Annotated in this window: 20 protein-coding genes and 1 pseudogene; 9 read left to right on the top strand and 12 right to left on the bottom strand. The window is 63.4% G+C overall.

The annotated features are described in order from the left end of the window. Positions 1–2: 2 nt before the first annotated feature. The 4 genes from NKH90_RS06235 to NKH90_RS06220 form a co-directional block, all read right to left on the bottom strand. The gene (locus tag NKH90_RS06235) at positions 3–1,148 is read right to left on the bottom strand and encodes a nickel/cobalt transporter (RefSeq protein ID WP_352818445.1); all 1,146 of its coding nucleotides are present in this window, start codon (positions 1,146–1,148) and stop codon (positions 3–5) included. Continuing rightward, entirely contained in the window at positions 1,145–1,813 is a 669-nt protein-coding gene (locus tag NKH90_RS06230; RefSeq protein ID WP_352469555.1) for a DUF1007 family protein, read from the bottom strand. Before NKH90_RS06230 ends, NKH90_RS06235 begins: the two co-directional genes overlap by 4 nt. An 86-nt stretch (positions 1,814–1,899) precedes the next feature. After that, positions 1,900–2,799, bottom strand: coding sequence for a LysR family transcriptional regulator (locus NKH90_RS06225; RefSeq protein ID WP_352469556.1), 900 nt, complete (start codon positions 2,797–2,799; stop codon positions 1,900–1,902). Position 2,800: 1 nt separating this feature from the next. Then, positions 2,801–4,000 carry an amidase gene (locus NKH90_RS06220; RefSeq protein ID WP_352612859.1) on the bottom strand — a complete coding sequence of 400 codons (1,200 nt, stop codon included), beginning with the start codon at positions 3,998–4,000 and terminating at the stop codon, positions 2,801–2,803. Between the two features lie 562 nt (positions 4,001–4,562). Between NKH90_RS06220 and odc2 the strand changes: the two genes are divergently transcribed. Together odc2 and NKH90_RS06210 are read left to right on the top strand one after the other, a co-directional pair. After that, positions 4,563–5,696 carry an ornithine/lysine decarboxylase gene (gene odc2 / locus NKH90_RS06215; RefSeq protein WP_352469558.1) on the top strand — a complete coding sequence of 378 codons (1,134 nt, stop codon included), beginning with the start codon at positions 4,563–4,565 and terminating at the stop codon, positions 5,694–5,696. 208 nt (positions 5,697–5,904) lie between these two features. Next, a complete protein-coding gene (locus NKH90_RS06210; RefSeq protein ID WP_352767309.1) occupies positions 5,905–6,507 on the top strand; it encodes a GNAT family N-acetyltransferase in 603 nt (200 codons plus the stop codon). A gap of 208 nt (positions 6,508–6,715) precedes the next feature. On the opposite strand, the gene NKH90_RS06205 is transcribed toward NKH90_RS06210, so the two are convergent. Continuing rightward, positions 6,716–7,000, bottom strand: a complete 285-nt coding sequence (locus NKH90_RS06205; protein WP_352448193.1) for an SCP2 sterol-binding domain-containing protein — start codon at positions 6,998–7,000, stop codon at positions 6,716–6,718. A 200-nt stretch (positions 7,001–7,200) separates the two neighbouring features. Here NKH90_RS06205 and NKH90_RS06200 point away from each other — a divergent pair. Then, a pseudogene (locus NKH90_RS06200) lies at positions 7,201–7,398 on the top strand (chloride channel protein); the annotation flags it as partial. Positions 7,399–7,455: 57 nt separating this feature from the next. Here NKH90_RS06200 and NKH90_RS06195 read toward each other — a convergent pair. Then, entirely contained in the window at positions 7,456–8,466 is a 1,011-nt protein-coding gene (locus NKH90_RS06195) for a nucleoside recognition domain-containing protein (protein ID WP_352818099.1), read from the bottom strand. A gap of 118 nt (positions 8,467–8,584) precedes the next feature. On the opposite strand from NKH90_RS06195, the gene NKH90_RS06190 reads away from it, so the two are divergent. Further along, the gene (locus tag NKH90_RS06190; RefSeq protein ID WP_352818097.1) at positions 8,585–9,037 is read left to right on the top strand and encodes an Lrp/AsnC family transcriptional regulator; all 453 of its coding nucleotides are present in this window, start codon (positions 8,585–8,587) and stop codon (positions 9,035–9,037) included. An 85-nt stretch (positions 9,038–9,122) separates the two neighbouring features. Here the strand turns inward: NKH90_RS06190 and NKH90_RS06185 are convergent, their stop codons facing one another. The 6 genes from NKH90_RS06185 to NKH90_RS06160 all read right to left on the bottom strand — a co-directional run bounded on the left by NKH90_RS06185 (position 9,123) and on the right by NKH90_RS06160 (position 16,021). Then, positions 9,123–9,368, bottom strand: coding sequence for a MoaD/ThiS family protein (locus NKH90_RS06185; RefSeq protein WP_023675441.1), 246 nt, complete (start codon positions 9,366–9,368; stop codon positions 9,123–9,125). Next, positions 9,368–11,632, bottom strand: a complete 2,265-nt coding sequence (locus NKH90_RS06180) for a xanthine dehydrogenase family protein molybdopterin-binding subunit (protein ID WP_352818442.1) — start codon at positions 11,630–11,632, stop codon at positions 9,368–9,370. The genes NKH90_RS06185 and NKH90_RS06180 overlap by 1 nt, the downstream gene beginning before the upstream one ends. 2 nt (positions 11,633–11,634) lie before the next feature. Then, entirely contained in the window at positions 11,635–12,111 is a 477-nt protein-coding gene (locus NKH90_RS06175; RefSeq protein WP_352539334.1) for a (2Fe-2S)-binding protein, read from the bottom strand. After that, entirely contained in the window at positions 12,111–12,971 is an 861-nt protein-coding gene (locus tag NKH90_RS06170) for an FAD binding domain-containing protein (protein ID WP_352539333.1), read from the bottom strand. The genes NKH90_RS06175 and NKH90_RS06170 overlap by 1 nt, the downstream gene beginning before the upstream one ends. Before the next feature lie 137 nt (positions 12,972–13,108). Next, positions 13,109–14,752 (bottom strand): MFS transporter, encoded by a 1,644-nt coding sequence (locus NKH90_RS06165; protein ID WP_352818094.1) that lies wholly within the window; start codon positions 14,750–14,752, stop codon positions 13,109–13,111. Between the two features lie 237 nt (positions 14,753–14,989). Beyond that, positions 14,990–16,021, bottom strand: a complete 1,032-nt coding sequence (locus tag NKH90_RS06160) for a histone deacetylase family protein (protein ID WP_352621714.1) — start codon at positions 16,019–16,021, stop codon at positions 14,990–14,992. A gap of 141 nt (positions 16,022–16,162) precedes the next feature. Between NKH90_RS06160 and NKH90_RS06155 the strand changes: the two genes are divergently transcribed. From NKH90_RS06155 to NKH90_RS06135, 5 genes are all read left to right on the top strand, one after another. Continuing rightward, the gene (locus NKH90_RS06155) at positions 16,163–17,830 is read left to right on the top strand and encodes an amidohydrolase (RefSeq protein WP_352818092.1); all 1,668 of its coding nucleotides are present in this window, start codon (positions 16,163–16,165) and stop codon (positions 17,828–17,830) included. A gap of 139 nt (positions 17,831–17,969) precedes the next feature. Next, positions 17,970–19,064, top strand: a complete 1,095-nt coding sequence (locus tag NKH90_RS06150; protein ID WP_352469565.1) for an ABC transporter ATP-binding protein — start codon at positions 17,970–17,972, stop codon at positions 19,062–19,064. After that, entirely contained in the window at positions 19,064–19,984 is a 921-nt protein-coding gene (locus NKH90_RS06145; RefSeq protein WP_352767162.1) for an ABC transporter permease, read from the top strand. The genes NKH90_RS06150 and NKH90_RS06145 overlap by 1 nt, the downstream gene beginning before the upstream one ends. Then, complete coding sequence (locus tag NKH90_RS06140; protein ID WP_352469567.1) at positions 19,977–20,777, top strand: ABC transporter permease; 801 nt, start codon at positions 19,977–19,979, stop codon at positions 20,775–20,777. The genes NKH90_RS06145 and NKH90_RS06140 overlap by 8 nt, the downstream gene beginning before the upstream one ends. 23 nt (positions 20,778–20,800) lie before the next feature. Further along, positions 20,801–21,835 (top strand): ABC transporter substrate-binding protein, encoded by a 1,035-nt coding sequence (locus tag NKH90_RS06135; RefSeq protein WP_352539328.1) that lies wholly within the window; start codon positions 20,801–20,803, stop codon positions 21,833–21,835. Positions 21,836–21,847 lie beyond the last annotated feature (12 nt).

Here is a 21,847-nt window from a genome sequence, read left to right as displayed (position 1 = left end):
GGTCAGGCGCCAGTCAGGCTGGCCGAAAGCAGCAGCAGGCCGAACAGGAAGACGAAGGCGGCGCCGCCGATCTCGACGAAGGAATGGATACGGTTGCCCATGCGGCCGTCGCCGGCGAAATACACCGCCCAGTTCTTGGCGGTCACCGCAAGCGTCGCCAGGGCCGAGACGGTGATTGCGGTGCCGAGCGCCATGGCCAGCACCGAAAGGATGCCGCCGAACCACAGCCCATTCAGCAAGGCGAAGCTCAGCACGATCAGCGCGCCGGAACAGGGGCGGATGCCGACGGCGGCCACCGCCGACCAGGCCGTGCGCCAATCGAAGCGATCACCGGAAAGCAGCGCCGGGTCGGGGGCATGCGAGTGCCCGCAGGTCTCGCAGACCTCGCCCGCCGCATGGCTGTGGTGATCGTGCGCAGCATGGGGGTGGTCGTGGGCGCCGTGGTCATGCGCATGATCGTGGTGGTCATGCGCATCAAGCGCGTGGGAATGTGCCGCATGGGCATGCGCGGAATGTGAATGGCCGGCATGTGAATGGCCGGCATGGGCAGCCGAGAGGCTGTAGCCCGGATTTGCGCCGAACAGGCGAAGGATGGCCGGGCCGGCCTTGCGCCACAGCAGCCAGGCGCCGAACAGAGTGACGAAGACATAGCTCATGATTTCAAGGAACCATGCGGCGTCTGTCATCGAGACGGCAGTGCCGCGCAGCAAGAAATAGGCGACCAGCATCACCACGATCGCGGTCAGCGCCTGCAGCAGGGCCGAGACGAAGGACAGCATGATGCCGCGCCGGAGCGCCACTTCATTGGCCACCATGTAGGAAGAGATCACCGCCTTGCCGTGACCGGGGCCGGCGGCGTGGAAAATGCCATAGGCAAAGGACAGGCCGATGAGCAGCCACAACTTGCTGCCGTCCTGGCGCATCGCCTTCATCGCGCCGGCAAGCGCATGATAGAATTCCTGCTGGCGCAGATTGATCCACATCAGGATGTGGGCGAACGGGCCGGTGGCGGTTGGAGCCATGCCGTCATTGGTGCCGATGCCGAGTGAACTCTGGGCGTGGGCGGAGCCGAGAAAGTGCGTCATCACAAGGGCGGCGGCCAGAAGACCGAATGCCAAACGCAGGGACGGTTTGGTCACTGGATCTATCCTTCCGGCTGACAGGTCAGTTCAAGCTTGGTGGCGAAGATCTTGCTCATGTCGGTGCCTGTCGGATCGTTGAAGAAGGCCTCGGTCAGGGTCTTCTGGTTCTGGGCGATCGCCTCGTCCGGGTTCGGGCGGACAACCTTGCTGGTGCAGGTCGGCGGCAACCCATCGACCTGCAGATTGGCATCCTCGGTGAAATCGATCGCGGTGTAGAAGGTCGGGTCGTAGACGCCGATATCTATCTTGCCGCTCAGTTTGATCGGTACCTTCGGTTCAGATTCAAACAGGATGATCAACTGGTCATTGTCGAAATTGGCCATCAAATGCGGCGGCGGGGTCATTGCCACGTCCTTGCCGTCGACGGTGACGAGCTGGAAATAGTTGAATTCGGCAAGCGAGGCATGGACGGTGTCGGCGACATCCTTCAGCTCCTTGTCGTCGAGTTTCAGGTCGGAATTCTTGTCGAACTCCATCATCACCGTGCTCGAAAACAAATCGTCGAAGCGCCAGACATGGCGCAATGCCTTCACAGTTTGGTGATCCGGGCCGAGGACCACTTCGAGGCGGGCTTCGGCGAAGACGTGGGGATGCACCTCAGCCGGTCCGACGGCGGCAAATGTCGCGGTCAAGGCCGAAGCCAGCATGATTGCTTGCCGTTTCAGGTGCATTCTCGGTCGCGATTCAATCGGCTTCGGTGAATTGCCGACAGTTACCAGAAAGCGGGCGAAAATGGGACCGCAACGCGGCTGAAAGCTCATGCGTTGTCCAGCGTCTTGAACCACTGCACCAGGAAGTCGACGAAAACGCGAACTTTTGCAGGCAGATAGCGCCGGTGCGGATAGACGGCAAAAATGCCGCCGCCGGGCAGAATGCGGTCATCCAGCGCAGTCAGCAGCTTGCCGCTTTCGATGTCGGGCGCGGCGATGAAATCCGGCAGGACGGAAAATCCCAATCCAGCCACGGCAGCGGCCCTTGCCGCCATCGGGCTGTTGACCTCGATCGGGCCGGAAACCGAAACGCTCACCGTATCGCCGCTGTCGCCTTTGAACGGCCAGTTGGTGAGCCAGCGCCCATTGGTGTCGATGATGCAAGGCACGCGGGCAAGGTCTTGCGGCCTGACCGGCATGCCGTGCCTGGCGATCAGTTCAGGAGACGCGCAAAGCCGTACCGAAAATGGCGCCAGACGCCTGGCGATCAACGAGGAATTTTCCAGCCGCGAAATGCGCACCGCCAGATCGAAGCCCTCCTCGACCAGATCGACGAAACGGTCGTCGAGATGGATGTCGAGCACGATGTCGGGGTGCTGCTTGGCGAAGTCGATCAGCGACTGGCCGATCGGCGCGTCGGCAAAGGTGCGCGGCGCCGACAGCTTGATCCTGCCGCGCACGTCGCCGGAGGATTCGCGCACCGCATCGGCAAGGCTGTCGACCTCGCGCACGATCTCCGAGGCGCGCCGGTAATAGGTGTGGCCGGCCTCGGTCAGGGAAAACTGCCTGGTGGTGCGGTTGAGCAGCAGCGCGCCGAGCTCGTCCTCCAGCTCGCGCACATATTTCGACAATAGCGCCTTCGAGCGGCCGATCTTGCGCGCCGCCGCCGAAAATCCTTCGGCCTCGACCACGTCGATGAAGGCGCGCATGCGGGTCAGCGTATCCATGTCATGCGCCTCCTTGGTGGGCCGAAAGGATGCGGGCGGCCAGCGCAATCAACTGCCGGTCGCTGTTCTTCGGACCGAGCAGCGAAAGGCCGAACGGCGCCCCGCCGGTCTTTCCGAGCGGCAGCGTGATTTGCGGAAAGCCGGACAGGCCGGAAAGGCAGAGCAGTCTCAGCGCCCGCTCGCGATAGGTCTGCAAATCGTCGAATGACGCGGCCTTGAGCGGCGCGGCACCAGGAGCGGTCGGAAGCACAAGAACGCCGTCGTCGCCAAGCAGGCCGGCCAGTTCGAGGCGAAACGAAACGCGACGTTCCGTTTCACATTGCGCGGTTGCCGCGTCGATTGTCGCGCCGTGCTCGAAACGCTCCTTGACACCGGGTCCCAGCATGCGGTCGCCGCCGGCGATCCAGGCGCCGTGACTTTGCCAGGCTTCATAGCCTTGCAGCTTGCGGAAGCACCAATAGAGATCGTCGGTCGAATGCGACAGCGGGCCGACGCTGCGCGGTGCGCCCAGCACCGAAGCGACACTGCGGAGCATGGCGCGATATTCGTCGGCCTCGTGCGGGCCGAGCACGAGGCCGTCCAGCGCAGCGAGAGTGACGGGGCGTCTCAGTTCATGGGAATGCGGATCGTCGCCGAGCAGCACCGTGCCGACCTTTTCGTAGATGACGATGTCGCTTGCGAACCAACCGAATGTGTCCAGCGAAGGCGCCAGCGGCATGGTGCCGTCGAGCGGGATGCGGCCATGCGTCGTCCTGAGGCCGATCAGGCCGCAGAAGCTTGCCGGCGCTCGGATCGAGCCGCCGGTGTCCGATCCGGTTGCAATGTCGGCCAGCCCGCCGGCGACTGCCGCGGCAGAACCGGAGGACGAGCCGCCGGTGACGCGGTCGGGTGCTGCCGGGTTGACGGGCGACGGGAAATGCGCGTTCAGCCCGAACAGGGAAAATGCGAGTTCGTCGGTCTGCGTCTTGCCGACGAAGCGGGCGCCCGAATCAAGCAGCGCCTGGACGGCCGGCGCGGTCGCCATGGCCGGCGAGGCTTCGCGGTATTTCTGCGGATTGCCGCAACCGGTGCGGTAGCCGGCGACGTCGAAGATATCCTTGACGGCCAGCCGCAAGCCGGCAAGCGGGCCGGATTGCGCATTGGTAACAGGGACTTGATCAAGATCGAGAAAAGCGTTCAGCGGGCCGCGAGTGCCTGTCATGCGTTCGATATCCGGATGTGCTTGCCGCAGCATTTTTCTTCTGGTTGCCGCAGCATTGTTCGATGCCACAAATTTTACAACCTGCCATACGATTTTTATTGATTGTGAAATCTTTCGATCTTATATCGCGCTTGCCCAAAGTCGCACGTGCCTGTGGGTGTCCGCCGATCCTCGAATGGTGAGGGTAATCGGTAAGGTAACTGGAGCCAACCCCTCCAGTCGGTTTAGCGGCCAACCGCCAACCGAGGACACCTTGAAGCAACGACGGTGCGGGCCTTTCTGGTGTTCTGCCGGTCGTCCAAAGACCGGGGTTACTGAAGAGGCACACCTTCATTGCCGGCAGTGCGGACGGGTCTCCCATCCAAGCCAAGGCAGACAAAGCGAACCGAGGCCGGGCAAGGCCAAGGTTCACCGCCGCGAGACGGCGCTTCATGGTTCCGGGGTCTCCACCGGCTGGTTCCATGGATTTCCGTCCCGCCTTTGTCCACCGCGTGTTCGCGAGGCCGAGAGCCCGCGTCCGCAAGCCTTTGTGCGCGCCGCAAGGCGCTGATGGAGAGACCCGATGGCTACCCAGCGCATCCTTGACTTTCTCGCCACCCGACGTCCGAACGGCCCGTGCCTCGTCGTCGACCTCGATGTCGTGCGCGACAATTTCCGTGCTTTCGAGAAGGCGCTTCCCGATTCCAAGATCTACTATGCGGTGAAAGCAAATCCGGCGCCGGAAATCCTGCGCCTGCTTGCTGCGATGGGCTCGTCCTTCGACACCGCTTCCGTTGCCGAAGTCGAGATGGCGATGGACGCCGGTGCGCCGGCGGACCGCATCTCCTTCGGCAACACCATCAAGAAGGAGCGCGACATCCAGCGCGCCTACCAGCTCGGCATCAAGCTGTTTGCGGTGGACTGCGTCGAAGAGGTCGAGAAGATCGCCCGCGTCGCTCCCGGCGCCCGCGTGTTCTGCCGCGTCCTGACCGACGGCGAGGGCGCCGAATGGCCGCTGTCGCGCAAGTTCGGCTGTGTGCCGGCGATGGCGGTCGACGTGCTGCGCCATGCCAGGGCGCTCGGCCTCGACGCCCATGGCGTGTCGTTCCATGTCGGCTCGCAGCAGACCGACCTGACCGCCTGGGACCGTGCGCTCAGCGACGCCAAGAAGGTGTTCGCGACGCTCGCCGACGAAGGCATCGTGCTGAAGATGGTCAATATGGGCGGCGGCTTCCCGACCCGCTATCTCAGGGACGTGCCGGTGGCGCAGGCCTATGGCCAGGCGATCTTCTCGGCGCTCAGGAAGCATTTCGGCAACGCCATCCCCGAGACGATCATCGAGCCGGGCCGCGGCATGGTCGGCAATGCCGGGGTGATCAAATCGGAGGTCGTGCTGATCTCGAAGAAGGCCGACAACGACAATGTGCGCTGGGTGTTCCTCGACATCGGCAAGTTCGGCGGTCTCGCCGAGACGATGGACGAGGCGATCCGCTACCCGATCGTCACCGCGCATGACGGCAGCGAGACCGCGCCTTGCGTGCTCGCCGGCCCGACCTGCGATTCGGCCGACGTGATGTACGAAAAGACGCCGTACCCGCTGCCCTTGTCGCTGACCATCGGCGACGAGGTGCTGATCGAGGGCACCGGCGCCTACACGACGACCTATGCATCGGTCGCCTTCAACGGCTTCGAGCCTCTCCGATCCTACGTGATCTGAGGGCTCGCAAGAGCTGCTCAGATCATCCCCGGTGGGCGCCTGTCGCCCGCCCGGGCTCGCCTGTGGAACAATCCGCTTGTGAAGGATCGCGGAAATGAACATTGCAGATCTCATCGTTGAAGGCGTGGGAATCTCCCCTCTCGAGGGGGAGATGGCCGCGAAGCGGCCGGAGGGGGTCGGTTCGACTGGACTCGGCCTACTGCCGCAGATGGAGGCCGGCGCTTCACGCGCGACAACCCCCTCTGTCGCCTTCGGCGACATCTCCCCCTCGAGGGGGGAGATTGCGGTCGTCGCCGAAACCGCCGCCGACGTTGGCGCTCGCGAGGCTTTGCTCGATCGCGCCATGGGGCCGAAGCGCCGGAAGAAGTCGTCGGAAAAGCTGCGGCGCGGCCGCCGGCCTTCGGAGGGCCTGGCCTTTGTCGCGCGCGACGCGTCGGGCACTGTTGCCGGCACGGTGCGGCTGTGGGACGTGGTGCTGGGCGAGGGCGGCAAGGCAGCGCTGCTGCTCGGCCCGCTTGCCGTCGACCCGGCGCTGAAAAATGCCGGCATCGGCTCGGCGCTGATGCGCCATGCGGTCACTGAGGCCGAGCGGCTTGGCCATGCGGCGATCCTGCTGGTCGGCGACGCGCCCTATTACAAGCGCTTCGGTTTTTCGGCCGCAAAGACCGGCTCGCTGGCCATGCCGGGGCCTTACGAGCGGCACCGCCTGCTGGCGCGGGAACTGGTTGTCGGCGCGCTCGACGGCGCGCAAGGCACGCTGAAGGCGGCCGGGCGCAAGCTGAAGGCACAGCGGCTGCCGCTCGCTGCCTAGAGGGGGCGTGATGCTCAGAGGACCGAGCCGGAGTGGGAGGGCGGTTTCGCCTCCATTGCCCGTTCCGGACGCCGGCGCTGCCCCTCACCTGCCTGCCGGCATCGACGTTGCGGCCAGCCCCTTCTCCCCGTCACTATACGGGGAGAAGTGCCCGGCAGGGCGATGAGGGGCGGCGCCGAGGTCGACCATTGGCGCTTTGCTTGGCCGATCAGCCGATCAGCTGGCTGAGCGCCATGGCGACGCTCATGTCGCCTTCGACCTTTATCTTGCCGGACATGAAGGCCATGGTCGGGTTGAGGTCGCCTGATATCAGCGAGTCCAGATCGTCGAGCGACAGCTTTATGGTGCAATCAGCCGGCGCATCGGTAGTCGAGACATCGGCGCCGTCGATGACGATGACGCCGTCGCTGCCGGTGTCGAATTTCACCGAGCGATCGAACCCGGCACTCGCCACGCGCGACCTGATGTTGTCGGCAATCTCCTGAACGCTCATGGCGGTTCTCCTCGTCTGCTTGCGTTTGTCGCGCGCCGGCGCTTCGACCTGGCCGAAGCCGCTTGCCTGGTTTTACAGCCACGGCCGCCGGCGCATATAGCTTCGGGTTGACGTTTACGTCAACGCAGTTCCCCGAGGTGAAGATGGGCTTTATCGCCGCAGCATCACGCGGGCATGGTTGCCGGTGCTGTCCTTCGCCAAAGGATGCGGTGCTGGTGCCGAGCATGAACGTGCAATCGGCGGCCGAGACCTTCCAGCGCGCCGGCGCCGAGGAATTGGCGGTGGTCGAGGATTTCACCGATCGCAAGGTGATCGGGCTGCTGACCGAAGGCCACCTGATGCGGCGCTATGCCGAGGAACTCGACAAGGCGCGGCGGGATCTGTCGGGCGAGGGGTAGCCGCGTCCTGTCCCGATAGCGATGCGACACACATGTCGGCTGCTGCGTAAGGTGGGCTCACGTCAACGGCCCGCTAATCGCCGGCTCCGAAATCCGATTGCGCGAACTGTCTTCTTCCTTGTGGAAGAGTGTCTTGAAGAAAAAAGCGTCGGGAACCGCCTTGATTACTTTTGCGATCACGGCGGTCGCGAGCACGGCAAACGCTAGGCGACCGAGAAGCACGCTCATAACATCAGCGCCAAGCGTGACGACGACCAACGTATCCTCAATGAGGCTATGGGCAAAACCCATGAACACGCAGGCAAGGAATATCTGACGCGGCTCCGCGCTAGGCGTGCGCGCCTCGCGGATCAGCAGTCCTGCGCCATAGGAAATCCCGAGAAACAGGCCGACAGCGGCGAAAGGTACCGTCTGCTTTTCGATGCCGGCGAGCCGAAAGAGCGGTGCAAGCCCTCTGTTCATCCAATCCAAAATGCCCGACATCTTTAGAAGCTCGATCACCCAGCTCAGCGCAAGCAGAACAACGAGCATGATGCCCAGGGTTTTGAGCGTACCCAGGAAAAAGCCGCCCCAGTCGGTGCTTTCATTCGTCGGCATCCACGCCGGCTTCACCGGTCCTGACAGCCATCCGGTCACGGCGAATATCTGATGCAGAAGGACAGCAAAGACCAAACCCCCGCCAATACGAAGCGCCGTGGTGACTAGGAAGCTCGGTCCGGCCCTCTGAATGATCCGTTGCTCGATCGGAATGGCATGTGCAAACAGCAAGAGAGCCGAAAGAACCGTCATGTCGGCAGTGCTGAGCGCCGAAACCGGAACCAAGGTGAATACGATCACAAGCGCGCCCCAGATCCCGACCAGCAATCCCGTCAGCCAGGCAAAGGCGAGTTCAGGTGGCAACCCCACCTGCAACATGAGCGGGGAGAAGAACGGAGAAATCGCCTGGATGACGCCAAGGTCCTGCAGCAGCCGTGTGGCAATCGCAACCGGAACGATCACGCGAACCAGTTCCCAATAGATTTCAAGCGTCTCCAATGTCTTGCGATAGAAGGCGGCGCAAATTGCCATCATGCTGCTCCATCATTCCTGGAGCCGTCTGAGTAGCGTGAGACGCTTCGCATTTGTGGTCAAAGTTTGCGATTCCATGCAATAAAATTGCAACGCACCGACGATGAGCGCGACCAACATGGACAAGATCGACAGAAGGCTTCTCAACCTGCTCCAGGATGATGCCTCACGAACTAACGCCAAATTGGCGGGGTTAGTCGGGCTTTCCCCTTCGAGCTGCCTGCGCCGCATACGACGACTGAAGAAAAGCGGTGTCATCAGCCGCGTTGTCGCGCTTCTCGCACCGGCAAAGGCTGGCCGGGGCTTGAAGGCGATCGTCACCGTCGAACTGGAGCGTCATGGTGAGCAGTATATGCGGGACTTTCTCGAGTTGGCCGCCCAGGAACCGGCCGTCACTCAGGCCCACAGTGTAAGCGGCGAAACCGACGCCGTCCTCATGCTCCGCTTGACGGATATGGAAGAGTTCGATGCACTGTGCGAGCGACTGTTCCGAGACCGAAGCAACGTCGCGCGATACCACACGATGTTCGTGATCCGAACGGCCAAAGAAGTGACCGCAATTCCACTGTAGATGTTAGGTTGCGATAGACCTGCTAGGCCGCGAATTCATAAACGAGCATTGGCCGCACGGAGCGCGGCTTGAGCTCGAGCCCAAATCATCCCCCGGCAAGGCGCGGCAGCAGGAAAATCTCCGCACCTTCCGGCAGTTCCTTCGACCAGGTGTCGCGATAGATCGTCCCGTCGATGGCGACGGCGATGCCGCGATCGATGTAGGGCTCGAGGCCGGGATACTGCTCAGCCAGTTTCCTGAACAGCTCCCGAATATCCTTCGCCTCGATCTCGACCTTGCTCTTGCCTCCGGCGATCGCGCCGAGCGATCCCCAGAGCGTCACTTCGACCATCAGCCCTCCCGTTCCGCCTCGATCGCCGCCAGGATGCGCGGCGGCGACATCGGGATATGCGTCATGCGCACGCCCGCGGCGTTCGAGACGGCATTGGCGATCGCCGCCAGCGGCGGCACGATCGAGGTCTCGCCGACGCCACGCACCCCGTAGGGATGGTTGGGATTGGGGATCTCGAGAATCTGTGTGTCGATCATCGGCAGGTCCGAGCAGACCGGGATCCGGTAATCGAGGAAGCCAGGGTTCTGCAGCCGCCCGTCCTTGCCGTAGATATACTCCTCGTTGAGCGCCCAGCCGATGCCTTGCGCGGCACCCCCCTGGTATTGCCCCTCGACATAGGTCGGATGCACCGCCTTGCCGGCGTCCTGAACGACGGTGTAGCGCAGCACCCTGGTGGAGCCGGTCTCGGGATCCACCTCGATATCGCAGATATGGGTGGCGAAGGAGACGCCGGCGCCGTCGGCGACGAGCTCACTGTGGCCTGCGATCGGTCCCCCCGTCTTCCCTGACGCGGCTGCGATCTCCTTCAGCGACAATGCTGCAAGGTTGCCGTATTTCTCGCCCTTGGCAATCGCGTGACCTTTTTCCCAGACCACGTCGTCGACGGGTATGTCCCACATCTGTGCGGCGCGTTCTCGCAGGATCTTGATGGCGTTGCGGGCGGCCGAGATCGTCGCCATGGAGGAGGAGAAGGTGCCGCGGCTGCCGTCCGTCATGTCGTTGTAGCCGAGGCTGGAGGTATCGGCGACCACCGCCTTGACCTGCTCATAGGGGATGCCGAGCTCCTCCGCCGCGACCAGCGAAAGCGACGCGCGGGAACCACCCACATCGACCGTGCCGACGGCAAGCGAGACCGAGCCGTCCATGCCGATGTTGAGGTCGGTGCAGGTCTGGCCACCGAAATTGAACCAGAAGCCGCAGGCCATTCCGCGGCCCTGGTTCTTGCCGAGCGGCGCCTTCATGTGCGGATGGTTCTTCACCGCCTCCAGCGTCGGCCCGATGCCGATCGGGCCGTATACCGGTCCATAGGACGATCTGGTGCCTTCCTGCGCCGCGTTCCTGATCCGGAACTCGACCGGGTCCATGCCGATCTCCTTGGCCAGCTCGTCGACCGCACTTTCCACCGCAAACGCCGCCATCGGAGCCGACGGCGCGCGATAGGCCGCGGTCTTGGGCCGGTTGACCAGCACTTCGTAGCCGACCGTCCTGACGTTCTCGAGCTTGTAGCAGGCAAAGGCCGTCATGGCGCCGATCTCGGCCCACGTGCCGGCATAGGGGCCGCAGCTATAGCGCAGCGTCGCCTCGGCCGCCGTGATCGTGCCGTCCTTGCGGGCGCCGATCCGAACGTCGATCGAGGTGGCGCTGGTCGGGCCGGAGGCGCGGAACACCTCGTCGCGCGTCATGACCAGCTTGACCGGCCGCCCGGCCTTGCGTGACAGCGCCAGTGCCACCGGCTCGGCCCAGACATGGGTCTTGCCGCCGAAACCGCCGCCGATCTCCGAGGAGGTGACGCGCAGCTTCGAGGCTTCCATGCCAAGCAGTTGGGCGCAGTGTTGGCGGTAGACAAAATGGCCTTGCGTACAGACCCACAGGTCGGCGGTGCCGTCGGAGCTGACATTGGCCACGCAGGCATGCGGCTCGATATAACCCTGGTGCGTCTGCTCGGTCTTGAAGGAGCGTTCGACAACGAAGTCGGCCTGGCCGAAACCTACATGGATGTCGCCATGGCCGTACTGGGTGCGCTTGGTGACATTGGAAGGCTTGAGGGGCTTTTGCTCGAGGCCCTCGGTGAAGATGGCGTCGTTGACCAGAGGTGCGGAGTGCTTCATCGCCTCGTCGACGTCGGTGACATGCGGCAGCACCTCGTAGTCGACCTCGATCAGCTTCAGTGCCTGCCTCGCCGTGCGGGCATCGACCGCAGCCACCGCGGCCACGGCATGGCCGTCATAGAGCGCTTTCTTGCGCGCCATGCAGTTGTCGAGGATGTCGTACATGGCGGCATCGCCGTCGGTGAGGTCGGGCAGGTCGGCCGCGGTGATCACGGCCTTGACGCCGGCGAGCTTCTCCGCCTTCGACGTGTCGATCTTCCTGATCGTGGCATGCGCATGGGGGCTTCTGAGAACGCGCCCGACCAGTTGCCCGGCCATGTTGAAGTCGGCGCCATAGCGTGCGCGGCCCGTCACCTTGTCGACGCCGTCGGGACGGATGGGACGCGTGCCGACAGAGGTGAAATTGCGTCCGGAGTAACGCGGATCGAAATTCATCGTCATGCTCCCTTCATCACGCTGGCCGCGTCCTGAACGGCACGCACGATCTTGTCATAGCCGGTGCAGCGGCAGAGGTTCCCGGCGAGGCCGAAGCGGATCTCCTCCTCGGTCGGATCGGGGTTCTTGGCCAAAAGGTCCTTCGCCGCTATCAAAAAGCCCGGCGTGCAGACGCCGCATTGAAGTGCGGCGTGCTCCAGGAATTTCTGCTGCAGCGGATGCAGCCTGTCGCCATGCGCCATGCCCTCGATGGTTTCGACGTGCCGGCCCTCGGCTTCCGCGCCGAGCACCAGGCACGAGCACACCAGCCGATCGTCGAGGATGATGCTGCAGGCCCCGCAGTCGCCGGTGCCGCAGCCTTCCTTGGCGCCCGTCAGCCCCAGGCGATCGCGCAGGACATCAAGCAGCGTCTCGTCCGGCTGGCAAAGGAACTCGACATTGTCGCCGTTGATTGTCGTTGATACTGCCACACCAGCCATCATTTGCCTCCTGCGCGTGCATAGGCGGTCGTGGCGGCCCGCTTGGCCAGCACACCCGCGACTTTCCGTCTGAATTCGATGGTGCCGCGCTTGTCGTCGATCGGGCGGCAGGCACCCGAGCAGACCTTGGCGAGCCTCTCCAGCGTGGCTTCGTCCAGCTTGGAGCCGATGAGAACCTCGGCGGCCTCCTCGACCAGAATCACCGTCGGCGCCACGGCGCCCAACGCCAGACGGGCGGATTTGACGCGACCTTGCTCATCGAGCGTCAAGTTCACGCCGGCGCTTACCACCGCTATGTCCATCTCCGTGCGCGGAATGAAACGCAGATAGGCATCGCCCGAACGCGGCAGACGGCTGTCGAGCAGGATTGCCTCGATGATCTCGCCCTTGGCCAGCGACGTCTTGCCCGGCCCAGTCGGCACCGCTTGCACGGCAATCGTGCGCCTGGTTCCCGGGCCGACGACCACAGCCTTGGCGCCAGCGGCGACCAGCGCCGGCACGCTGTCGGCGGCCGGCGAGGCGTTGCACAGATTGCCGACGATGGTGCAGCGTCCCTGCACCTGCTTCGAGCCGATCAGCTTGGCCGCTTCGACGACGCCGGGCCATGCCTTCTGCAGGGCCGTGTTCTCGCCCAGCACGGCGCAGGGGACCGCCGCGCCGATGCTGAAGCCCTCGGCTGTTTCCCTGATCTCGCCAAGCCCGTCGATCGCCTTGATGTCGACGATCAGGTCGGGTTCGATAAAGCCGCCTTTCATTCGCACCAAGAGGTCGCTGCCTCCGGCGAGGATGGCGGCCGTGCCGGCTGAACCGGCCAACAGGCCGGCGGCGTCTTCAATTGAAAGCGGACGTATGTAACGCATCGTCTCCCCTTAGTGGTCATAGTCACACCAACTGATATAACCGTCTCTCCACAATGGCCATCCTGTTCGTGCATTCGCGGATTGGGCCAGGCGCCGCAATCTCATTTTGCTCGTCCAACTGGACGCACCGCCAGCCACTAATGCTCGATCGGCCCCTTCGGCATGACCAGCGCGGTGCCTGCTGTCGTCGGGCGCTCGATCATGCGGCGGACGCGCGGTGGCTCGTTGCCGCTGTGCAGCGCCCTTATGCGCTCGCCGATGACGGCGTCGGCGTAGGTGGCGCGCCGATTGTGGCGGATATATTCGACCCAGGTCGGCGTGTGGTAGTGCTCGATCCATATCGACGGATTTTCGAGATCGCGCGCCAAGGTCCAGTTGCGGGCGCCGTCACGTCGGCGGATGCGGCCGCGCTCGGCCATGGTGGCGAGGAATTCCGGTACGTCCTCGTTGCGGATGACATATTCGATCATGATGGCGATGGGACCGCTGCGCGGCTTGAGATCAAGCGCCAGATGCGGCTCCTGGAAGCGGTTGAGCGGGTCGAGGTTGAGCACCGCCTGCTGCGGCAGCGGCAGCAGCAGGCCGATGGCGCCTCCCGCCAGCATGGCGACGCTGGCCGCCATCAGGGCGGCTTCGGCGCCATGCGCGTCGGCAACGACGCCCCAGACCCAGCTGCCGAGCGCGATGCCGCCGAAGGTCGCGGTCTGGTAGACCGAAAGCACGCGGCCGACCACCCAGCGCGGCGTCGACATCTGCACCGTGACGTTGAAATGCGAAAGCGCGGTCACCCAGCAGGCGCCGCCGAGCAGCAGGCCGAGCGACGTCTGCCAGGCATGATTGCTGACGGCGGCGTTGAAGGCGCAGACGGCGAAGCCGGCGAATGCCATGCGCACCATGGTTTCGCTGGACAGCCGCTGCCGCAGCCTGACGCTGATCAGCGCGCCGCCGACGGCACCGATGCCGAAGGCGCCGAGCATGATGCCGTAGCTCAAGGCATCGCCCTTGACGACGTCGCGCGCGACCAGCGGCAGCAATGCCAGGACCGCGCCGGCGCTGAAGCCGAAAGCCGAGCTCCTGACCAGCACCTTGCCGATATTGGGCGACATGGCGACGTAGCGCAGGCCGGCGCCCATTGCGGCGCCTAGCGTCTCGCGCGGCAAGGTCGATGCCGGCAGTTCCGGCTTCCAGCGGGCCAGCACGACGATGAGGCCGACATAGCTCAGCGTGTTGACGGCGAAGGCCGCGGCGGCACCTGCCGCGGCAACGATGATACCACCGATCGCCGGGCCGACGCTGCGCGTCAGGTTGAAACCCATCGAGTTGAGCGCGATGGCCGCCGGCACCTTGGTGCGAGGCACCATGTCGCCGACCGAAGCCTGCCAGGACGGGCTGTTGAGCGCGGTGCCGCTGTCGATCAGGAAGGTGAAGGCGAGCAGCGTCCACGGCGTCATCAGGTCGAGATAGGTGAAGACGGTCAGAAGAGCCGAGACGACGAGCATGAAGATCTGCGCGATCAGCATGATTTTGCGCCGGTTGAAGCTGTCGGCGATGGCGCCGGCCAGCAGCGCGAAGAGCATGATCGGCAAGGTGGTCGAGGCCTGGACCAATGCCACCTGATAGGACGAGGTGGCGATCGTCGTCATCATCCAGGCGGCGCCAACGCCCTGGATGAGGCCGCCGAAATTGGAGACGAGGCTGGCGGACCATACCGCCCGGAAGATGCCGTGCCGGAACGGCGCCAGCGCCGAGGCGCTTTCGCTTTCCGGTGTGTCGTCGTTCATAAATGCTTTCCCGGGCTCAAATGCGTTTGTTCTTCCGATCAATCGGCCCCGCAAGCCGTGGGTTCAAAAAATAGAACATCATTTCGCAAAGGGCGAACGCATTCTGGAAAAACATCATGGTCCAACAACAGGATAGCGGGCGGGTCAGCGCGTGCCGCTGCAGGCTGAACGATCGGTCAGGCAGGCGGTACCGCGTGCCGAGCGCTGCCATGTGATTGGCAGGCACCGGCGGCACTTCTAGCGGTCTTCGAAGCCGGTCAGCACGCCGACGGCGTTGATGCCGATCTCCTCGACGGCGTAGCCGCCTTCCATGACGAACAGCGTCGGCAGGCCGAGCCTGGCGATGCGGCGGCCGATCCTGGGATAGTCGGGGGTCTTCAGCTTGAACTGGCTGATCGGGTCCTTCTCGAAAGTGTCGACGCCGAGTGAAACCACGACGACGTCAGGAGCATAAGCCGAAAGCCTCGTGCAAGCGTCCTCGAGTGAGGCGTTCCACACGTCCCAGCCGGTGCCGAAGGGCATCGGGTAATTGTCGTTGAAGCCTTCGCCGTCGCCCTCGCCGCGTTCGTCGGCATGGCCGAGGAAGAACGGATATTCGGTCATCGGATCGCCATGCAGGTTCAGCACCTGAACGTCACCGCGGCGATAGAATATCTCCTGGGTGCCGTTGCCGTGGTGATAATCGACGTCGAGGATCGAAACGCGCCCAGCGCCATGGTCGCGGAACCATTGCGCGGCGACGGCGGCGTTGTTGATGAAGCAATAGCCGCCCATGAAGGCCGCCCCTGCATGGTGCCCTGGCGGGCGGCACAGCGCGAAGGCGGAAGGCTCACCGGCCTTGACCAGCGCGGCGGCGGTCAGCGCGACGTCATAGGACGACTTGATCGCATCCCATGTGCCTTTGACGAACGTCGCGCCACCGTCGAAGGAGTAGAAGCCGAGCAGCGCATCGATGCCTTTCGGGCGCACGTCGCCGCGAAGGCCGCGCGTCGGCCAGGTGAAGGGAATGGCCGAACCGCTGCGGCCCGATGCTTCCCAGAGCGGCCACACGGTCGGCAGGAAATCGATGTAGTCGCTGGCATGCACCTTCCTGGCGGCGGCGAGGTCGTGGCTTTCCGGCGGCAGGATCGGACCGAGCTTCTCGCTCTCCACCCGCGCCCTGATGAACTCGGCGCGCGAGGGCTTCTCGAAAGCCGGCACGATGGCGCCGGCGATCAGTTCGACATTGCCGGCATGACCGGCATGGAGAGGCGAAAAAACAGTCTTCATGAAATTGTTCCGTGGTGAGACGCCGCGACCCTAACCGTCCTGCACTGCCCTTCACAAGGCGCTGGGCCAACCAGCCATGGCTTGCTGGCCCGGCAGCCGGTCGTCTAGCCTGTCGCGGCCGCAACGAAACCGCAGGTAATCATGAATTCAAATGCCGACCTGATCGTCACCAATGCCCGCGTGCTGACCATGGATGAAGGCAATCCGATGGCCGAGGCGGTGGCGATAAAGGACGGCAACATCCTGGCGGTTGGCGATCGCCGGATGATCGAGGCGCTGAAAGGGCCGGCCACGAAGATCATCGATGCGCAAGGCGGGTCGGTGGTGCCGGGCTTCATCGAAGCGCACATGCATCTTTTCGGCGGCGCGGCCGAACTCGACAATCTGCACCTTCAGGGCGTGCATGGCTTCGATGCGCTGAGCGACGCGATACGCGCCTACGCTGCGGCACGGCCGAACGCCAAATTGCTGCTTGGGGCCGGCGTCGACTATACCATCCTTTCCAAGGAAGAGCCGGTCACCCGCCATCATCTCGACCGCATCATCGCCGACCGGCCGTTCGCCATGTCGGCTTCCGATCACCACACGATGTGGGCCAACACCAAGGCGCTGAAGCTGGCCGGCATCCTGCACGGCAAGCAACTCGGCCCCGGCAACGAGATCGTCATGGGCGCCGACGGCCTCGCGGCCGGCGAATTGCGTGAGGGCGAGGCGTTTGGGCCGATCCTCGAGCTTTCCGGGCAGAACCGCGTGCGGCTCGGCCTTGCGACAGGCGGCGAGCCCGAACCGTACCCTTCCGCAGCCGAAGTCGCGGCCGATCGCGACCTGATGCATCGCGGTCTGGAATGGTGCGCCCGCCACGGCATCACCTCGATCCAGAACATGGACGGCAATCTCTACCAGCTCGAACTGCTTGCCGGTTTGGAGCAGGAAGGGCGGCTGCTCTGCCGCACCAAGATACCTTTTCATTTCAAGAACTTCATGACGCTCGACAAGCTGGAAAAGGCATCGAGCATGGCCAACTCCTATCGATCGGAATGGCTGTCGTCCGGCATGGTCAAGATGTTTTACGACGGCGTGCTTGAAGGCTGGACTGCGGTCATGGTCGACGACTATGCCGACCGGCCGGGCTGGCGCGGTGAGCCGCTGTTCACGCCAGAGCATTTCGCCGAGGTGGCAGTGGAGGCCGACCGGCGCGGCCTGCAGATCGCCGTGCATTCGATAGGCGACGGCGCTGTGCGCGCGGTCCTCGACGGTTACGAGGCGGCGCGGCGGAAGAACGGCAGGCGCGACAGCCGGCACCGGGTCGAGCACATCGAGGTCACCACTGCCGCCGACGTGCCGCGCTTTGCCGAACTCGGCGTCATCGCCTCGATGCAGCCGCCGCACCCGCCCGGCGCCATGGACTTCCCGCTGGAGCCGACGCTCTCGCGCATCGGCCGCGAAAGATGGCCGCTCAGCTATGCCTGGCGGACGCTGAAGCAGGCGGGCGCGCATGTCGTTTTCGCTTCCGACTGGCCGGTGTCGCGGGTCGACCCGATCCTGGGCATTCAGGCGGCGGTGCTGCGCAAACCTTGGGCAGAGGGCGATCCCGACCAGAGCTTCTCGCTGCTGGAAGCGCTTGCGGGCTATACGGTCGAAGGCGCCTATGCCGAATTCATGGAACACCGTAAGGGCCGGCTGAAACCAGGCTATCTGGCCGATCTGGTGGTGCTGTCGGCCGATATCGAGGCAACTGAACCGGCTTCCTTGCACAAGGTGCGTCCGGTCAGCACCATCTGCGGCGGCAAGATCACTTACCGGGGTTGATGATGGCGCTGACTATGGCATGGGGCTTGCGTTCTGAACCGAGATCCAGATGCATGGTTGCCAAGCCGACCGGCATATGCTGACAATCGAATGGGAACTGGATCCGCCATCAAGAGCGGACATGAAAATGGGGTAATGCGTGCCGGATCAACCGGGTAAGAGTGCAATCGAGGTCCGCAGCGTCCGCAAGGTGTTCGGTACCGGAGACGCACAAGTCGCCGCTCTCGACACGGTTTCGGTGTCGATCCGCGAGAACGAGTTCTTCACGCTGCTGGGGCCGTCGGGCTGCGGAAAGACGACGCTGCTCAGGCTGATCGCCGGCTTCGATTTTCCCAGCGAAGGCGAAATCCTGCTGCACGGCCACGACATCGCGCCGCTGCCGCCGTTCAAGCGGCCGGTCAACACCGTCTTCCAGTCCTATGCGCTGTTCCCGCACATGACAGTGGCCGAGAATATCGGCTTCGGCCTGGAGATGCTGGGCAAGCCGAAAGCCGAAATCAAGGCACGCGTCGCCGAGATGCTGAAGCTGGTCAAGATGGAGGCGCTGAGCGGCCGCCGCACCAGCCAGATCTCCGGCGGCCAGCAGCAGCGCGTCGCACTGGCCCGCGCGCTGGCGCCGCAGCCGAAAGTGCTGTTGCTCGACGAGCCGCTGTCGGCACTCGACTACAAGCTGCGCAAGGAAATGCAGATCGAACTGAAACGGCTGCAGCACCAGACCGGCATCACCTTCATCTTCGTCACCCATGACCAGGAAGAAGCGCTGACCATGTCCGACCGCATCGCCGTGATGTCGGCCGGCAAGATCCTGCAGGTCGGCACGCCCTGGGACATCTATGACAAGCCGGCCGAGCGCTTCGTCGCTGACTTCATCGGCGAAACCAATTTCCTGACCGCGGCCATCACCGGCATCGGCAACGGCAAGGCGCGCGCGACACTAAAATCCGGCGCGACGATCGACGCGACGGTGGCTGAGGGCTTCCAGCCGAAGGAGAATGCGACGCTGGTGGTCAGGCCGGAACACGCCAAGCTGACCGGCGGCAAGGGCGATCTTTCCGGAACCGTCGAAAACATCGTCTATTTCGGCACCGACACGCATATTCATGTCCAACTGGACAGCGGCGAAGCCTTCACCGTGCGCCAGCAGAACACGCGCAGCGCAGGCTGCGGTTTCGAGCGGGGCGACAAGGTCGGCGTCTCGATCGGCAACGACGCCGCGCAAGTGCTGAGGGATTGATGACGAGCGCGGAAGAAGTCGCCAAGGCGGCCGAACGGCGCGACATCCGCGACCGCTGGCTGCTGTCGGCGCCGGCCCTGCTGATCATCTTCCTTGCAGCAACCGGTCCCTTGCTGATCGTGCTGGTTTATTCGTTTTTGACGCCCGGCCCTTATGGCGACGTGAAGTGGCAATTCTCGCCCGAGGCCTGGACATCGGTGTTCATGGAACGCGACATCTTCGACGACACGCTTTCCATTGCTGCCGCCCATGTCACTATCTTCTGGCGCTCGATCAAGCTTGCCATCGTGACCACGATCGCTACTTTGGCGCTTGGTTTTCCTACTGCCTATTTCATGGCGACGCGCAGCGAGAAGACGCGCGATCTCTGGCTGTTCCTGATCACCATACCGTTCTGGACCAACTTGCTGATCCGCACCTTCGCCGTGCTGCAGATCATCCGCAACGAGGGGTTGATTAACACGGTGCTGCTCAAGCTCGGCATCATTTCGGCGCCGATCCAGATATTGTTCACCGATACGGCGATCCTGATCGGCATGGCCTATGTCTATCTGCCGCTGATGGTGCTGCCGATCTACGCCAGCATGGAAAAACTCGATTTCCGGCTGGTCGAAGCCGGCTACGATCTTTATGCGACACGCTTCCAGGTGCTCAGGCGTATCATTTTCCCGCTGGTCAAGCCGGGCGTCATCGCCGGCTCCATCCTGGTGTTCATTCCGGCGCTCGGCGCCTATGTCACACCGGTCCTATTGGGCGGCGGTAAGACCATGATGCTTTCCAACCTGATCGAGCTGCAGTTCGGGCAAGGCCGCAACTGGCCGCTCGGCTCGGCGCTGTCGATCGCCGTCATGGTCATCGTCATGGTGGCGCTGCTCGCCTATGTGCGTAACACCGGCCGGTCGGAGATGCGTCATGGCTAGCAGCTTCGCAATCAAGCATCAGCCGGGATTCACCGCGATCGCCGCGACCTGCTTCGTCGTGCTCTATCTGCCCATCGTCGTGCTGGTCGTCTATGCCTTCAACGCCGCGACCTCGACGTCGGAATGGGGCGGCTTCTCGCTCAAATGGTTCCAGTCGGCGTGGCAGAACACGCAAGTCATCGACGCCACCGTGCGCTCCTTCCAGATCGGCGCCATCGCGGCGATCCTGGCCACGATCTTCGCCACCATGGCGGCGCTCGCCACCACGCGCACGCCGCCCTATCCCGGCCTGACCTTCAAATATGCCGCCATCAACCAACCTCTGATGGTGCCGGAGATCGTCACCGGCGTGGCGCTGCTGATCTTTTTCTCGCGCATCAAGATATTCACCGGCTATTCCGGACTCGGCTACCTAATCGCGGCGCATACGGCCTTTTGCATTCCGTTCGCCTACCTGCCGATCCGGGCGCGGCTGGAGAACATGGACCTGACGCTGGAACGGGCCGCCGCCGATCTCTATGCGACGCCGTGGAAGACGTTCCGCCGCATCACCCTGCCGCTGCTTTGGCCCGGCATCCTGGCCGGATTGATGCTGGCCTTCGTAATCTCGCTCGACGATGTCGTCATCACCGAGTTCGTGAAATCGGGCGGCCAGGACACGCTGCCGACCTACATGCTTGGCCAGATACGTCGAGGGATAACGCCGGAGATCAACGCGATATCGACCGTGTTCCTGCTCTTGTCGGTCGCCATCGTGACGTTGTTTTTCTTCATCAGCAGGAAACGGGACTGAAAATCGAAAATGGGAGCTAAAACATGAACTGGAAGACATCAGCGACCGCCGTCGGGTTGGCGCTGCTCGCCTCGACAAGCGGCGCTTTCGCGGACGGCGTTTTGAACATCTACAATTGGGGCAACTACACCAGCCCCGACGTGATCAAGAAGTTCGAGCAGAAATACAACATCAAGGTGACCATCACCGATTACGATTCGAACGATACGGCGCTGGCCAAGGTTCGCCAGGGCGGCACCGGCTTCGACATCGCGGTGCCTTCGCAAACCTTCGTGCCGATCTGGATCAAGGAAGGCCTCGTTCAGGAGACCGATCCCGGCAAGATGGAGAACTTCAAGAACGTGGCGCCGGAATGGGCCAATCCCGATTTCGATCCGGGCCGCAAATATTCCGTGCCATGGGCCTGGGGCACGGTGGGCATCGTGGTGAACACCGATGTCTACAAGGGGCCGTCGGACAGTTGGGGCATCATCTTCAACACGCCCGACGAACTGAAGGGCAAGGTCAACGTCGTGCCGGAAATGAACGACGTCATGTTCGCGGCGACCAAATATGTCGGCGCCGCGCAATGCGCCAGCGATAAGGAAACGCTGAAGAAGGTGCGTGACACTCTGGTTGCTGCCAAGCCGAACTGGATCGCGATGGAATACAATACCATCGAGAAAATGGGCGCCGGAGATTTCAAGGCGACCAGCGACTGGAACGGCTCAGCCCTGCGCCAGCGGCTGGCGAACCCCAAGATCCACTATTTCTATCCCAAGGAAGGTTTTGGCCTCTGGAGCGACAATGTCATGGTCCTGAAGGAAGCCAAGAATGTCGAGAACGCCAAGCTGTTCCAGAACTTCATCATGGATCCGGAAAACGCCGCCGGCCTATCCGCCTTCCACCGCTACGCCAACGGCATTGCCGGTTCCGACAAGTACATGCCGGCCGATATGAAGGATGCGCCGGAAGTCATCATCCCGGAAGACGTCAAGGCGCATGGCGAGCTGCAAAAATTGTGTTCCGAGGACGTGCAGGCAATCTACAGCAAGATCTGGACCGAACTGCAGAAGTGACCGCATCGTGAT

This window comes from Mesorhizobium sp. M0898, from assembly GCF_040319695.1.
GTDB lineage: Bacteria > Pseudomonadota > Alphaproteobacteria > Rhizobiales > Rhizobiaceae > Mesorhizobium.
The sequence above is the reverse complement of the archived record's forward strand: the minus strand, read 5'-3'. Positions and strand labels throughout refer to the sequence as shown.

Coding starts and splice junctions, on each gene's coding strand:
- NKH90_RS06230 (WP_352469555.1), bottom strand. CDS start 1,813: ATGCACCTGAAACGGCAAGCAATCATGCTGGCTTCGGCCTTGACCGCG.
- NKH90_RS06225 (WP_352469556.1), bottom strand. CDS start 2,799: ATGGATACGCTGACCCGCATGCGCGCCTTCATCGACGTGGTCGAGGCC.
- NKH90_RS06220 (WP_352612859.1), bottom strand. CDS start 4,000: ATGACAGGCACTCGCGGCCCGCTGAACGCTTTTCTCGATCTTGATCAA.
- odc2 (WP_352469558.1), top strand. CDS start 4,563: ATGGCTACCCAGCGCATCCTTGACTTTCTCGCCACCCGACGTCCGAAC.
- NKH90_RS06210 (WP_352767309.1), top strand. CDS start 5,905: ATGGAGGCCGGCGCTTCACGCGCGACAACCCCCTCTGTCGCCTTCGGC.
- NKH90_RS06205 (WP_352448193.1), bottom strand. CDS start 7,000: ATGAGCGTTCAGGAGATTGCCGACAACATCAGGTCGCGCGTGGCGAGT.
- NKH90_RS06195 (WP_352818099.1), bottom strand. CDS start 8,466: ATGGCAATTTGCGCCGCCTTCTATCGCAAGACATTGGAGACGCTTGAA.
- NKH90_RS06190 (WP_352818097.1), top strand. CDS start 8,585: ATGGACAAGATCGACAGAAGGCTTCTCAACCTGCTCCAGGATGATGCC.
- NKH90_RS06185 (WP_023675441.1), bottom strand. CDS start 9,368: ATGGTCGAAGTGACGCTCTGGGGATCGCTCGGCGCGATCGCCGGAGGC.
- NKH90_RS06180 (WP_352818442.1), bottom strand. CDS start 11,632: ATGAATTTCGATCCGCGTTACTCCGGACGCAATTTCACCTCTGTCGGC.
- NKH90_RS06175 (WP_352539334.1), bottom strand. CDS start 12,111: ATGGCTGGTGTGGCAGTATCAACGACAATCAACGGCGACAATGTCGAG.
- NKH90_RS06170 (WP_352539333.1), bottom strand. CDS start 12,971: ATGCGTTACATACGTCCGCTTTCAATTGAAGACGCCGCCGGCCTGTTG.
- NKH90_RS06165 (WP_352818094.1), bottom strand. CDS start 14,752: ATGAACGACGACACACCGGAAAGCGAAAGCGCCTCGGCGCTGGCGCCG.
- NKH90_RS06160 (WP_352621714.1), bottom strand. CDS start 16,021: ATGAAGACTGTTTTTTCGCCTCTCCATGCCGGTCATGCCGGCAATGTC.
- NKH90_RS06155 (WP_352818092.1), top strand. CDS start 16,163: ATGAATTCAAATGCCGACCTGATCGTCACCAATGCCCGCGTGCTGACC.
- NKH90_RS06145 (WP_352767162.1), top strand. CDS start 19,064: ATGACGAGCGCGGAAGAAGTCGCCAAGGCGGCCGAACGGCGCGACATC.
- NKH90_RS06140 (WP_352469567.1), top strand. CDS start 19,977: ATGGCTAGCAGCTTCGCAATCAAGCATCAGCCGGGATTCACCGCGATC.
- NKH90_RS06135 (WP_352539328.1), top strand. CDS start 20,801: ATGAACTGGAAGACATCAGCGACCGCCGTCGGGTTGGCGCTGCTCGCC.